Origin of the sequence: Rhodococcus sp. IC4_135, assembly GCF_011602025.1 — a bacterium.
In the GTDB taxonomy this organism is placed as follows: Bacteria; Actinomycetota; Actinomycetes; order Mycobacteriales; family Mycobacteriaceae; genus Rhodococcus_F; species Rhodococcus_F baikonurensis.
Genome location: NZ_JAAOLG010000013.1, coordinates 50,389 through 64,169 on the forward strand (window position 1 = coordinate 50,389; position 13,781 = coordinate 64,169).

General features: G+C 61.3%; 9 protein-coding genes. 8 read left to right on the plus strand and 1 reads right to left on the minus strand.

Annotation, left to right across the window (positions count from 1 at the left end; all coding sequences use genetic code 11):
• Nucleotides 1–33 precede the first annotated feature (33 nt).
• Both pks13 and G8767_RS21890 read left to right on the plus strand, forming a co-directional pair.
• Complete coding sequence (gene pks13 / locus G8767_RS21885; protein ID WP_166811743.1) at nucleotides 34–4,959, plus strand: polyketide synthase Pks13; 4,926 nt, start codon at nucleotides 34–36, stop codon at nucleotides 4,957–4,959.
• Nucleotides 4,956–6,497 (plus strand): acyl-CoA carboxylase subunit beta, encoded by a 1,542-nt coding sequence (locus tag G8767_RS21890; protein ID WP_095969492.1) that lies wholly within the window; start codon nucleotides 4,956–4,958, stop codon nucleotides 6,495–6,497. Before pks13 ends, G8767_RS21890 begins: the two co-directional genes overlap by 4 nt.
• 44 nt (nucleotides 6,498–6,541) lie before the next feature.
• On the opposite strand, the gene G8767_RS21895 is transcribed toward G8767_RS21890, so the two are convergent.
• Nucleotides 6,542–7,330, minus strand: coding sequence for a GntR family transcriptional regulator (locus G8767_RS21895; protein ID WP_124566853.1), 789 nt, complete (start codon nucleotides 7,328–7,330; stop codon nucleotides 6,542–6,544).
• Nucleotides 7,331–7,837: 507 nt separating this feature from the next.
• Here G8767_RS21895 and G8767_RS21900 point away from each other — a divergent pair.
• The 6 genes from G8767_RS21900 to G8767_RS21925 all read left to right on the plus strand — a co-directional run bounded on the left by G8767_RS21900 (nucleotide 7,838) and on the right by G8767_RS21925 (nucleotide 13,745).
• Nucleotides 7,838–9,301 (plus strand): APC family permease, encoded by a 1,464-nt coding sequence (locus G8767_RS21900; RefSeq protein ID WP_240952592.1) that lies wholly within the window; start codon nucleotides 7,838–7,840, stop codon nucleotides 9,299–9,301.
• Between the two features lie 226 nt (nucleotides 9,302–9,527).
• On the plus strand, nucleotides 9,528–10,814 hold the full coding sequence (locus G8767_RS21905) for an aminotransferase class III-fold pyridoxal phosphate-dependent enzyme (protein WP_124566851.1): 1,287 nt from the start codon (nucleotides 9,528–9,530) through the stop codon (nucleotides 10,812–10,814).
• Nucleotides 10,814–12,376, plus strand: a complete 1,563-nt coding sequence (locus tag G8767_RS21910; RefSeq protein WP_166811745.1) for an aldehyde dehydrogenase family protein — start codon at nucleotides 10,814–10,816, stop codon at nucleotides 12,374–12,376. The genes G8767_RS21905 and G8767_RS21910 overlap by 1 nt, the downstream gene beginning before the upstream one ends.
• Nucleotides 12,377–12,379: 3 nt before the next feature.
• Nucleotides 12,380–12,982 (plus strand): BMC domain-containing protein, encoded by a 603-nt coding sequence (locus tag G8767_RS21915; RefSeq protein ID WP_003943811.1) that lies wholly within the window; start codon nucleotides 12,380–12,382, stop codon nucleotides 12,980–12,982.
• Between the two features lie 149 nt (nucleotides 12,983–13,131).
• On the plus strand, nucleotides 13,132–13,470 hold the full coding sequence (locus G8767_RS21920; RefSeq protein WP_308115616.1) for a hypothetical protein: 339 nt from the start codon (nucleotides 13,132–13,134) through the stop codon (nucleotides 13,468–13,470).
• Nucleotides 13,470–13,745 carry a EutN/CcmL family microcompartment protein gene (locus G8767_RS21925; RefSeq protein ID WP_124566848.1) on the plus strand — a complete coding sequence of 92 codons (276 nt, stop codon included), beginning with the start codon at nucleotides 13,470–13,472 and terminating at the stop codon, nucleotides 13,743–13,745. The genes G8767_RS21920 and G8767_RS21925 overlap by 1 nt, the downstream gene beginning before the upstream one ends.
• Nucleotides 13,746–13,781 lie beyond the last annotated feature (36 nt).

Below are 13,781 nucleotides of genomic sequence, written 5' to 3' on the forward strand. Positions count from 1 at the left end.
CAGTCCCTTCATGATCGGTGGCTTGGCGAGTTGATGGTTGAACAAGATGGTGCGCAGAGCAAAGACGTCGTGAGCGAGATGAGTGTCGCGCAGCTGCGGGAGTGGCTTCGCAATTGGATCGCCAACGCGACCGGTCAGCCGGTCGGGGCGATCACGGACGATCGCCCGATGGAAGAGTTCGGGCTCGCCTCGCGAGACGCAGTCGCTCTGAGCGGAGACATCGAGGATCTGCTCGGCGTCACGCTGACCGCCACGGTTGCCTATCAACACCCCACCATCGCTTCGCTGGCGACTCGGATCATCGAAGGTGAGCCCGAGGCGCCGGAGGAGACCGTCGACGCGTCGTACTACGTCTCAGGCGGCGCGACGGACGCGCACGACATCGCCATCGTCGGACTGTCCACACGATTCCCCGGTGCCGGGCACACGCCTTCGGACATGTGGGAAATGCTGGCAGCCGGACGCGACGGCATCAGCGACCTCCCCGAGGACCGCTGGGCCGAGTTCATGTCGGATCCCGCCATCAAGGCCGCGGTCGAGAACGCCAACACCAAGGGTGGGTACCTCGACGATGTCAAGGGCTTCGACGCCGAGTTCTTCGCGATGTCTCCGCTCGAGGTCGTCAACGTCGATCCGCAGCAGCGCCTCGCGCTCGAGCTCGCGTGGGAAGCGCTCGAGCACGCGCGCATTCCGGCAAGTGGGCTCAAGGGCAAGCAGGTCGGTGTTTTCATCGGCAGTTCCGCCAACGACTACCAGCTGCTCGCGGTCAGCGATCCGACGACGGCGCATCCTTACGCGTTGACCGGAACGTCGACGGCCATCGTCGCTAACCGTGTCTCGTACTTCTTCGACTTCCGTGGACCGTCCATCGCTCTGGACACCGCATGCTCGTCGTCGTTGGTTGCCGTTCACGAGGCTGTGCGTTCGCTGCGTAGTGGTGATTCCAACATCGCGCTGGCCGGTGGCGTCAACATGCTGCTGGCCCCTCCCGGAACCCTCGGTTTCGACCAGACCGGGATGCTCGCTCCCGACGGCAAACTGCGTGCCTTCTCCGCACGGGCTCAGGGAATCGTTCGCAGCGAGGGCGGCGGACTCGTCGTGCTCAAGCGTCTCGAAGACGCCGAGCGTGACGGCGATTCCATCCTCGCCGTGATCGCCGGATCCGCGGTCAACCAGGACGGCCGTTCCAACGGATTGCTCGCGCCCAACCCGGACGCCCAGGCCGACGTGTTGCGTTTCGCGTACCGCGACGCCGGCATCGTGCCGACCACAGTCGACTACATCGAGGCACACGGGACGGGTACCGATCTCGGTGATCCGATCGAGGCCGACGCGCTCAGCCGTGTCGTCGGTCGTGGCCGTGACGACGACAAGCCGGCACTGCTCGGTAGTGCGAAGACCAACTTCGGGCACCTGGAGGCAGCGGCAGGCGCCGCCGGCCTCATCAAGGTCGTTCTGGCGATGCAGGAAAACAAGATTCCCGCGACGATCAACTACCTGGGCCCGAACCCGCACATCGACTTCGAGAAGGCACACCTGCAGGTGACGCCCGAGGCCACCGATTGGCCGCGCTACACCGGCAAGGCCGTCGCCGGTGTTTCCGGTTTCGGTTTCGGTGGTACCAACGCGCACGTCGTCGTCAAGGAATACGTGCCCGCCGAGACGGTAGTGGATGCCCCTGTCGTCGATGCACCTGTGGAAGACGAGAGCACCGTTGTGCTGGCTGTGTCCGGCGCGCTGCCGTCGCGTCGTCGTCGCGCAGCTGCAGATCTGGCTGACTGGCTCGAAACCGAAGAGGGAAGCAAGACACCCCTCGCCGATGTCGCCCGCACACTCGCGCGTCGCAACCACGGCCGCTCGCGTGCCGCTGTTCTGGCAAAGACGCGGTCCGAGGCCATCAGCTCGCTGCGCGCCGTCGCCGCGGGCAAGCCGGCCCAGGGAGTCTTCTCGGCCGACTCGCCGTCGCCCAAGGGCGCGGTGTGGGTGTTCTCGGGCTTCGGCTCGCAGCACCGCAAGATGGCCAAGCAGCTCTACACGGAGAACTCGGCTTTCAAGGCAGCCGTCGACGAGGTCGACGCGCTGATCCAGGACGAGGCCGGTTACTCGATGGTCGAGATGTTCCTCGACGATGCAATCGAGTACAACGTCGAGACCGCACAGGTGGGAATCTTCACCATCCAGGTCGGTCTTGCCGCGTTGCTGCGTCACCACGGCGCCGAGGCGGAAGCCGTGGTTCCGCACTCGATGGGTGAGGCCGCTGCCGCATACGTGTCCGGTGGTCTGAACCTGGAAGACGCTGTGCGCGTGATCTGTTCACGTTCACGGCTGATGGGTGAGGCCGAGGGCGCACTCGTCGGTGACGACATCCGTCTGATGGCACTGCTCGAGTACAGCGCATCCGAGATCGAGGCGTTGCTGCCTACGTACCCCAAGCTCGAGGTCTGCGTCTACGCAGCTCCGACGCACACGGTGATCGGTGGACCGCAGCCGGACATCGAGGCGATCGTCGCGGCCGCCGAGGCTGACGGCAAGATGGCGCGTGTCCTGCAGACCAAGGGTGCCAGCCATACTTCGCAGGTAGATCCGTTGCTCGGTGAGCTTGCCGCGGAGTTGGCCGGTATCGAGCCGACGACGTTGAAGCTCGGTGTCTACTCGTCCGTCGACAAGGACACCTTCTATCGTCCCGGCCACGAGCCGATCCATCAAGAGGCGTACTGGGTCAAGGGTCTTCGCCACAGCGTGTACTTCACCAACGCGGTGCGCGGTGCGGTTGCCCACGGCCACACCACCTTCGTCGAGCTCGCACCCAACCCGGTGACGCTGATGTCGGTGGCGGCTACTGCTTTCGATTCGGGTCTGCACGACATGGAGCTCATCCAGACGCTCAAGCGTAAGGAAGACGAGTCCGCGGGTGTGCTTGCAGCTCTCGCGCAGCTGTACGTCCACGGTCATGCCGTGAATCTCGAGTCTCTGCTTCCCGCAGGCGATTTCGCGTCGGTGCCACGCACCGCATTCGTGCGTAAGCCGTACTGGCTCGACATTCGCGTCAGTGCCGGCGGGTCGGCTCGCGTTCCCGGTTCGCACGTCGCTCTGCCCGACGGCCGTCACGTGTGGGAGGTCGACGCTTCCGCCGTCACCGACCTGGCGGTGCTCGTGACTGCCGCTGCCGGACAGGTTCTTTCGGACGTCGCTCTGACGGCTGCGGTTCCCCACGGTGAGCTGGCCGGTGCTGCGACCCTGACGACAACTCTCAACCCGCACCCGGGTGGAGCGTCGGTGCAGGTGCACGCTCGTGAGGGCGCTACGTTCCGTTTGCTGTTCGACGCCGTCGTCACGTCCGGTGAGCCGCTTCCCGAGCTGGTCGTCAGTGCGCCGGTCAAGACCAGTGCGCCGATGGAAACCCTGGCCGAGGTCGTCGAAGACGCCGGAGACAAGTGGGATCCGAACGGTTCGCAGAGCCTCGACGACCGCCTCAAGATCGTCGTTGCCGAGTCGATGGGGTACTCGCCGGAGGATCTTCCGGCCGAGGTTCCGCTGATCGAACTGGGCCTCGACTCGCTCATGGCGATGCGTATCAAGAACCGCGTCGAGTACGAGTTCGACATTCCGCAACTCCAGCTCCAGGCAGTCAAGGACGCGAGCCTCAACGAGGTCAACAAGTACCTGCGCTACGCGATCGACAATCGCGAAGAGGTTCAGGCGATGGCCGCCAAGCAGGCCGCGGAGAAGCTGGCGGCCGATGCTGCTGACGAGGACGCTGCTCCCGCCGAGGTGTCGGTGGAACTGCCGGCGACTGCTCCGGTTGCTGCCGCGCCTGCCGATCCCTCCCGTGCCGGAACTGCCGACGACGCCGGCTCCGACGTTCCGCCGCGAGATGCGGCCGAGCGCTTGACGTTTGCGACGTGGGCCGTCGTCACCGGGAAGTCGGCCAAGGGCATCTTCAACGATCTGCCGATCGTCGGTGACGAGGTCGCCGAGAAGCTGGCAGCTCGGCTTTCCGAGCGTGCGGGCGGCGAGATCACTCTCGACGACGTGCTCGACTCCACCACCATCGAAGAACTCGCGGACGTCGTTCGCCAGTACCTCGAGGACGACGGCAAGATCGACGGACTCGTTCGTACGCTGCGTGCTCGTCCCGAAGGCTCCACGGCCGTACCGGTATTCGTCTTCCATGCTGCCGGTGGTTCGACGGTGACGTACGAGCCTTTGCTCAAGCGCCTGCCTGCCGGCACGCCGATGTACGGGTTCGAGCGGGTCGAAGGCTCGATCGAAACCCGCGCTGCGGCCTACGTTCCGCTGCTTCGTGAGATCCAGGGTGACGGGCCGTACGTGCTGTGCGGCTGGTCGTTCGGCGGCGTGATGTCGTATGCGGTCGCGAAGTTGCTGCGTGAGCAGGGCGCTGACGTGCGTGTGGTCGGACTGCTCGACACCGTCATGGCCGGCGAGGTCGTGCCGGACACCGAGGCGGAACGACGCAAGCGGTGGGAGCGCTACGGCAAGTTCGCCAAGCGCACCTACAACCTGGATGTTCCGCTGCCGCTCGATGTTCTGGCCTCCACCGAAGCCGACGAGGATCAGATCCAGATCTTGATGGACATGATCAAGATGAGCGGCGCCAAGATTCCCGGCGGCATCATCGAGCATCAGCGAACGTCCTGGTTGGACAACCGCGCCATCCAGACCGCCGAGTTCAGCAGCTACGACGGCGACGTCGTGCTCTACATGGCCGACAAGTACCACGACGAGCTGATGACGCTCGAGCCTGCATTCAAGACTCGCAAGGCGGATGGTGGCTGGGGTGACTACGTGAAGAACCTCGAGGTCGTCTACATCGGCGGGGACCACCTGCAGATCGTCGACGAGCCGTACATCGCGAAGGTTGCGGCAGACCTCACCACCAAGCTGGCCCAGATCGAGACAGCTCAGACCAAAGCAGCGGAAACCGGAGTTCAGAAGTGACGACAACCACCGCGGAGAAGCTCGCTGAACTCCGCGAAAAGTTGGAGAAGGCAAAGGAACCCGGCTCGGCTCGGGCCATTGCCAAGCGCGATGCAGCAGGGCACAGTACGCCGCGCCAGCGCATCGACATGTTGCTCGACCCCGGTAGCTTCATCGAGATCGGCGCCCTGGTGAAGATGGCGGGCGAGGGCAACCCGTACAGCGACGGCGTCATGACCGGTCACGGAACCGTCGACGGGCGTCCGGTTGCCGTGTTCGCGCACGATCAGACGGTGTTCGGCGGTGCCGCCGGAGAGATGTTCGGCCGTAAGGTCGCGGCTGTCAACGACTTTGCACTGAAGGTGGGCTGCCCGGTCGTCGGTATCAACGATTCCGGTGGAGCCCGTATCCAGGACGCGGTTTCCTCGTTGGCCTGGTACGCCAACATGGGTTCACGTCAGGAGCCGCTGTCGGGCCTGTGCCCGCAGATCTCGGTCATCCTCGGCAAGTGCGCCGGCGGTGCCGTGTACGCCCCGATCAACACCGATGTCGTGGTCGCGACCGAAGAGTCGTACATGTTCGTCACCGGACCCGACGTCATCAAGTCGGTCACCGGCGAAGAGGTCAGCCTCGAGGACCTGGGCGGAGCGCGTAAGCAGGCGGAGTACGGAAACATCCATCACGTCGCTCCCGACGAGAAGGCTGCCTTCGACTGGGTGCGTGAGTACCTGAGCTTCATGCCGTCCTCGTGCCAGGAGAAGGCTCCGCTGATCAACCCGGGTCTCGAACCCGAGATCACCGAGTCGGATCTCGAACTCGATGCCTTCATGCCGGATGCCGACAACGCCGGCTACGACATGCACGACATCATTCTCCGAATCTTCGACGACGGAACCTTCCACGAAATCGGAGCCCAGGTCGCGCACAACGTGATCACCGGGTTCTCCCGCGTCGACGGACTGCCCGTCGGTGTCGTGGCCAACCAGCCCACCTACCTCAGTGGCGCCCTCGACGCGGACAGCTCCGACAAGGCCGCACACTTCGTGCGCCTGTGCGACGCGTTCAACATCCCGCTCGTGTTCGTCGTCGACACACCGGGCTTCCTTCCCGGCGTCGATCAGGAAAAGGTCGGCGTCATCAAGCGCGGCGGACGTTTCCTGTTCTCGTACATCGAAGCCACCGTGCCGAAGGTGACCGTGGTGGTCCGTAAGGCGTACGGCGGCGGTTACGCCGTCATGGGCTGCAAGCAGCTCGGTGCCGACATCAACCTCGCGTGGCCGACCGCTCGTATCGCCGTGATGGGCGCCGAGGGTGCCGTCAACATCATGGGACGTCGTCAGCTCGCCGAGGCGGGCGAGAATGCTCCCGCAGTGCGTGCGCAGCTGATCAACTTCTACAACGAGTTCGTCGCGACGCCGTACATCGCGGCCGAGCGCGGATACATCGACGCGGTGATCGAGCCTTCGCAGACGCGTCTCGAAATCCGCAAGGCTCTGAAGTTGCTCAAGGACAAGACGATCTTCAAGAACCCGCGCAAGCACAACTTGATGCCGCTCTAATTTTCTGAGGGGTACTGACTGGCGGGTTCGGTCGGGGGGTTGGCTCAATAGATGAGGTTGAGTTCTACCCCCGAATCAGAATTATCCGATTCGGCACGTATCCCGTGACCGGCCGAGCGAACGAGGATCTGGGTGCGGTCGGCTCGGAACAGGTCGTTCGAGCATTCGATGATTGCGCCGGCCGCGTCCCGCGCAGTTCGCTGAATTGAAATGAGTGGCGCGTCGGTGTGGACGGAAAGCAATCGAGCCTCTTCCGGTGTCGCCGAGGCTACTTCGAGTCTTTCCTCGCTGCTCACGACCTCGACGTCGTACTCACTTCGTAGAAGTTCGTAGACGGAGCCACCCAATGGCCGCTCCAGTAGCCCGGGGAAGCGTTGAGCAGGGAGCCATGCCTGCTCTATGGACAATGGAGTTCCGTCGGCGAAACGCAATCGGAGGATGCTGAACGCCAGCGAGGCTTCGTCGTCGAGGCCGAGTCGGATTCGAATCGACTGTTCAGGGTTTTGCAAGACGGCTGACAGCACCTGTGACCCGGATGTCATCCCCTGCCTCGCGAGATAGGACGGCAACCCGTCAACTCGATCAAGGTCCCGCTCGAACTTCCGCTGCGCGATGAAGGTGCCTCCAGCCCGGCCTGGTAGGCGATGTGTGATTCCTGCCTGGCACAGACCTGTCAGAACGCCCCGCAATGTGGATCGACTCACTTGGAAGTGTTCGGCCAGGTCTCGCTCGCTCGGGAGACGATCCCCAGGTTTGAGAATCCCGGAACTGATGTCGCTCAGAATCTTTCGGCGAACCTGCTCGGCTACCGGCCCACCCATGCCAGTCGTCATCGGAATCGCCTCCCGCCCCGGCGCCGGAGTGCGGCACGTTCATCACCCATTCGCCAATCCCGCACACTGCTGGAGCCGCTGCGGTCTGTTTCGGCAGCTTATCGCATGGTGGGCGGTTGATCGGAGCTTCTAGCGTCTTGGCGGGGTCGAATGGTTGACCCCTTTAAATGAGCACTGAGAGAGTTGGACCAAACGCTGATTATTCTCAACCAACGGCCATACCAAATTTCAATCCAATTGGAATAACCGCAGTACATAGCCATTTAAAAGGTTTAGACAGGTCTTGTTTTGGTATGTTACGTGTGTCACACTCAGTCGATCGCAAGGTGCGCTGCGGCGACAGGTCGCAGTTCGAGTCGTCGAATCCGTTCGGCAAATACTGAGAGGACCTTCGTCGTGACCGATGTATCCGAGGCCGACGGTGCGGCCGCCGCCGGTGAGAACAAGTCTGGTCAGCCAGTCCAACGTCTGAAGAAGAATTCAGTCGGCCTCGCAGGTGTGGTTTTCATGGCTGTTGCGACCGCTGCGCCGATTACTGCCATGGTCGGGAATGTTCCGATTGCTATCGGCTTCGGCAACGGCAGTGGCGCTCCGGCGGGGTATCTGGTCGCGACCATCGTGCTTGGCCTCTTCGGAGTCGGATATGCAGCGATGGCACGCCATATCACCGCGACCGGGGCGTTTTACGGATTCATCAGTCATGGGCTGGGACGGGTACTCGGGATGGCCTCGGGGACGATCATCACGATGGCCTACGTGGTGTTCGAGGCATCTCTCGTCGGCATCTTCAGCTTCTTCTCGCACAGCACGGTGGAGAAATACACCGGCATATCCGTTCCGTGGATCGTGTTCGCTTTGGTGATGCTCGCGGCCAACGCGATCCTCTCCTACTTCGATATCAATTTGGCTGCAAAGGTTTTGGGGGCCTTTCTGGTAACGGAAATCTTGATGTTGGGACTGATGGCCGTTGCAGTGCTCGTTCACGGCGGTGGTCCGGACGGGTTCGCGGTGTCTTCGATCAACCCGGTGAATGCATTCGAGCCTGCGGCAGGCGTCGGCGGTGCAGTGGCAGGTATCGGACTGTTCTTCGCCTTCTGGTCGTGGGTAGGCTTCGAGTCGACGGCAATGTACGGCGAGGAGTCGCGCGACCCCAAACGAATCATTCCGCGTGCAATTCTGCTGTCGGTTCTGGGAATTGGACTGTTCTACGTATTCGTTTCCTGGATGGCCATCGCCGGCACCGGTCCGGCCCGGGCCATCGAGCTGGCGCAAGATTCCTCGACTTCCAGTGAAATATTCTTCGGTCCGACACGTGATTTCGTCGGTGGTTGGGCCGTAAGTGTCTTTGAGGTACTACTCATTTCAGGGTCTTTCGCGTGCGGAATGGCCTTCCATCAGTGCGCATCTCGATACATCTATGCGCTGGGGCGGGAGGGGCTGATTCCCGGTTCCGAAGCCTCCGTCGGTCGAACCCACCCCGTGCACGGGTCGCCACACATCGCGTCGTTCGTCCAGACCGTCGTGGCCACTGCGATTGTGATCGCCTTCGCGGTTGCCGGTATGGATCCGTACATCCACCTATTCGGGTTGTTGGCGATTCTCGGTACGATGGCAATCCTGATTGTTCAGTCGCTCTGCGCTTTTGCAGTCATCGGTTATTTCCATGTTTCCCGGAACCACCCGGAAACGGCCAACTGGTTTCGAACTCTTCTGGCTCCCCTCCTCGGCGGGTTGGGAATGCTGTACGTGGTGTACCTCTTGTGGGAGAACCGCAGTTTCGCGGCGGGTGCTGCTGCGGATACCCTGCTGTTCCGCTTGAGTCCGTACATCGTGGGCGGACTGTTTCTTTTCGGAATGCTCGTCGCAGTTTGGTACAAGTACCGAGCTCCCGAACGATACGCCCGAATCGGACGCATCGTCTTGGATGACACACCTGAATCGGAACCGGAAGCTGAACCTTCGATCAACTGATTCTCATTTGGTATGACCAATCATGGCGTACCGGGTATGTCTGGTTGCGAGTAAGCCGGTTGGCGTTCGAATCATGATGTTGTGCAGCATTATTGAGGTGCAAAGTCGGCAGATTCAACCTTTTCCTACCCAAGGCATTGACTTTATTGGTCCGACCATTAATGATTCACATGTACAGAGAGTCGAAAGCCCGAACGAATCGGGCCCGAGTCAGGACAGGTGGGATATGTACGACTACGGCTCATTCAGCTTCGATTCCAAGAGCGAAGTGCTGGAGAAGGCCAAACGGTACTGGAACCCCGACAAGACTCAGTTCTGGACCGACAGTGGCATCGATCTGGTCATCGGCCGACGCGAGGGTTACGTGCTGTGGGATATGGAGGGCCGCCGCCTCATCGACCTTCATTTGAATGGCGGCACCTACAACCTCGGGCATCGAAATCCGGAGGTGGTGGCGGCAGTGGCCGAGGGACTCGAACTGTTCGACATCGGAAACCACCACTTTCCCTCGGTCGCGCGCACCGCACTCGCTGAAGCGTTGGTCCAGACGGCTCCTGCAGGTCTGACGAAGGTTGCGTTCGCGTCCGGAGGTGGAGAGGCGATAGACATCGCGCTCAAAAGTGCTCGGCACGCAACGCAGAAGCGAAAGATCGTATCGATCGTGAAGGCATATCACGGTCATACCGGACTTGCGGTAGGCACCGGTGACGATCGGTTCGCGAAGCTCTTCCTCGCGGATCGACCGGACGAGTTCATTCAAGTGCCGTTCGGTGATCTGGATGCAATGGACAAGGCCTTGTCTGGCCGTGACGTAGCAGCGGTGATCATGGAAACGATTCCGGCAACGTACGGATTTCCACTACCGGAGCCGGGCTACCTCGAGGCGGTCAAAGCGATGACGGAAGCGTACGACGCTCTGTACATCGCAGACGAGGTGCAGACAGGGCTGATGCGTACCGGTGAACTGTGGGGTATCACCAAGCACGGGATCGACCCCGACATCATGGTGACCGGTAAGGGAATTTCAGGCGGCATCTATCCGATCGCGGCTGTGCTGCTCAGTGATCGGGCGGGGCAGTGGCTCGAGCAGGACGGCTTCGGTCACATCTCGACGTTCGGTGGCGCCGAACTCGGTTGTGTCGCAGCGCTCAAGACACTCGAGATCACCACCCGCCCAGAGGTGAGATCGATGGTGCATTACATCTCCGAACTCATGGGTGCCGGGCTTCGCAGAATTCAAGATCAATACCCCGGTTGGTTCGCCGAGATTCGTCAGAACGGAGTGATCCTCGGTTTGCGATTCGACCACCCCGAAGGGGCGAAGTTCGTGATGCGCCAGCTGTACGAACTGGGAGTATGGGCGATCTTTTCGACTTTGGATCCGCGTGTGCTGCAGTTCAAACCAGGCATTCTCATGTCGCGTGAGCTATGCGAAGACGTCCTCGACCGCGTTGAAGTTGCTGTCGGACGAGCACGCGACGACGTTCACAACTCTGACCGGAGGGCAATCTGATGAGTACGGCTTTTGCCGGACATATGCTCGAACGCGCCGTTTGGGCCGCCGAGTCATTTGCCACTTACGACGCCGACTCGGTGGGTCGTATTGCACAGGCGGTAGCCGACGCGGCATACGAAGCGTCTGGGCACTATGCCGAATGGGCAGTTCGCGAGACGGGAATGGGGGTGGTTGCAGACAAGATTCGGAAGAATCAGGCATGCTCACGCGGAATCCTCGAGTTTTACCGTGGGCAAGATTTTGTCAGCCCCAGGGTGGACGAGCTCGACAAGATAGTCGAGATTCCACGCCCTGCCGGTGTCGTGCTTGCTCTCACTCCTACTACCAATCCTGTTTCGTCGGTGTACTTCAAAGTATTGATCGCGATGTTGACCCGAAATGCCATCGTGGTTGCACCACATCCGAGGGCAAAGCTGTCGTGTGCGGATGCGGCGCACATGCTCAGTGCCGCAGCGGTGGAAGCAGGCGCACCGGACGGCATCATTCAGGTGGTCGACGAGCCGACGATTCCGTTGATGGAAGCGCTGATGTCGGACGATCGAACAGACGTCATCGTGGCAACGGGTGGGTCCAGCGTTGTCCGCGCGGCTTACTCGTCGGGCAATCCGGCTCTAGGAGTGGGTCCGGGCAATGTACCTGTGTTCGTGGACGCCACCGCGGATGTGCGTTTGGCTGCACAACGAATCGTCGACAGCAAGGCTTTCGACAATTCTCTTCTGTGCACCAACGAATCCGTACTCATCGCCGAGGATGCAGTTGCGGATGGCTTGACGCGCGAGATGCAGCGTGTGGGGGCTCACTTCCTGGATGTCGATGACGTGAATCGACTGCGCGAGTATATGTTTCCCGAGGGCCACCTCAACACGGACGTCGTCGGCAAGGATGCAGTGTGGATCGCGGACAAGATCGGACTGCGACTGACCGCGAAAACCAGACTGCTCGTAGCTCCGTTCGATGTTGTTCGCTCCGAAGAGGTTCTGGCGCACGAGAAACTGTCACCGGTGATCGGGATGGTGCGGGTCCCTGACGCTGATCGAGGTGTACGAGCTGCGCGGGCAGTGGTCCGTATCGCCGGCGCCGGTCATTCTGCGGCGATTCACAGCGAGAATTCGCACACGATCATGAACTATGCGGCGCTGGTGCCGGTGCTGCGTATTTCGGTGAACGTCGGAAACAGTACGGGTAGCGCTGGACTCGACACGAATCTGGCTCCATCGATGACGATCGGTACCGGATTCGCCGGGCGCAGTTCGATCGGTGACAATCTCGAGCCGAAGCATCTACTGAACTGGGCTCGCGTCGCCTACAACTCGGACGAAAGTGTCCGCATGGCGAATCTTTCGGGCGTCGAAATCTGGCAGGTGCCGGCCGGTGCCGTGCCGGTTTACCCCATCGCTTCGAACGCTGCCCCCAGGTCGGGAGTGGCTGTGCCGAAATCGGTTCCGCGGATAATCCGCGCTGACTCGCCTGTTCGAGGCTCGTCGACAGATGCGGATCGGCTCCGTGCAGAGCTTCGTCGGATAGTCGTCGAAGAACTCTCCCAACTGAACAAGAGGTGACCCATGGCTGAACTTCGATCGTTCATTTTCATTGACAGGCTGCAACCACAGACGATGTCCTATCTGGGTACCTTCATCCGCGGAACGCTTCCGCGGGCCGATTCTGCCGCTCAAATTATCGAGGTTGCGCCAGGACTCGATATCGAAGGCATAACCGACGTTGCCCTCAAACATGCTGATGTGCAGGCTGGCGTGTTGGTTGTCGAAAGGCAATTCGGGTACTTGGAATTTCACGGTGAAACAGGGGCGGTGACTTCTGCCGCAGACGCGGCGCTGGACGCACTCGAGGCGACCAGATCTTCTGCGATCTCGCCGACAATTCTCGCTTCGAAGATCATTTCCAGTATCGAACCGCAGCATGCGTTCCTGATCAATCGCAACAAGATCGGATCGATGGTGCTGGCTGGAGATTCGCTGTTCGTTCTGGAAGTTCAGCCTGCCTCATATGCGATCCTGGCCACGAACGAGGCGGAGAAGGCAGCCGACGTCAAGGTGGTCGACTTTCGCATGATGGGTGCAACTGGTCGAGTGTATCTATCGGGTAGTGAAGCAGATGTGCGGCAGGCCGCCGAGGCAGCTCAGAGTGCTCTGGGAGGTGAATTCTGATGAAATTGCCTCCGCCCGAAGAGCTTCGGACTATGATTCGAGAGATCATCCGGGAAGTCACACCTGAGGTCCCGAATAAACTCACTCCGGATAAACCCGCCCCGAGCAAGCCCGCCTCATCTCAGCTCGCTCCGACGCCGACTGGTCCGATGGCTGTCTCTCGTCGAAACAAGACCGAAGCAGTGCGGCTGAGCACCAGCGCCGAACTGCAGACCTTCGTGTTCAAGCTGCTGGAATTGTTCGAGAATCCGAAATCGCGGCAAGACCTGCGTGCCGGCCGATTGAAATTCACACTCGCCCCCGGCCCCAAGGCGGCAGGACCAACATCGGCAGTTCACCGTATCGACGAGGGTGTGGTGACCGAGCGGCACATAGCTCGCTTTGCAGAATCCGGTGCGCGCCTTGTTCTCGGGCGCAAAGCAGTGATAACCCCGCTGGCTCGCGAGAAGGCACGCGCTCTCGGGGTCTCATTCGAAAAGGAGCGCTGATGATTGCCGCAGTTGTCACGGGAAGCATCTGGTCGTCGCGACGCATCGACGGACTGCCGAACGGCGCGCTTCTGCGCGTCGAGGCTCTGGAGTCGGGCGACCGATTCATCGCGTTCGATGTTCTGGGTTCGGGTGTCGGCGAGCACGTCCTCGTTGCGCAGGGCTCCGTCGCATCCAACTGGTTTCCCGGTACACCACCACCTGTGGACGCTCTCGTCATCGGATCGATCGATCGAGACGCCACCCCCGAAGTTCCCCCGAACTCCGGTCTCTGACCGGATCGTGATCCTCCTGTCTGCGTACCTCGCGAC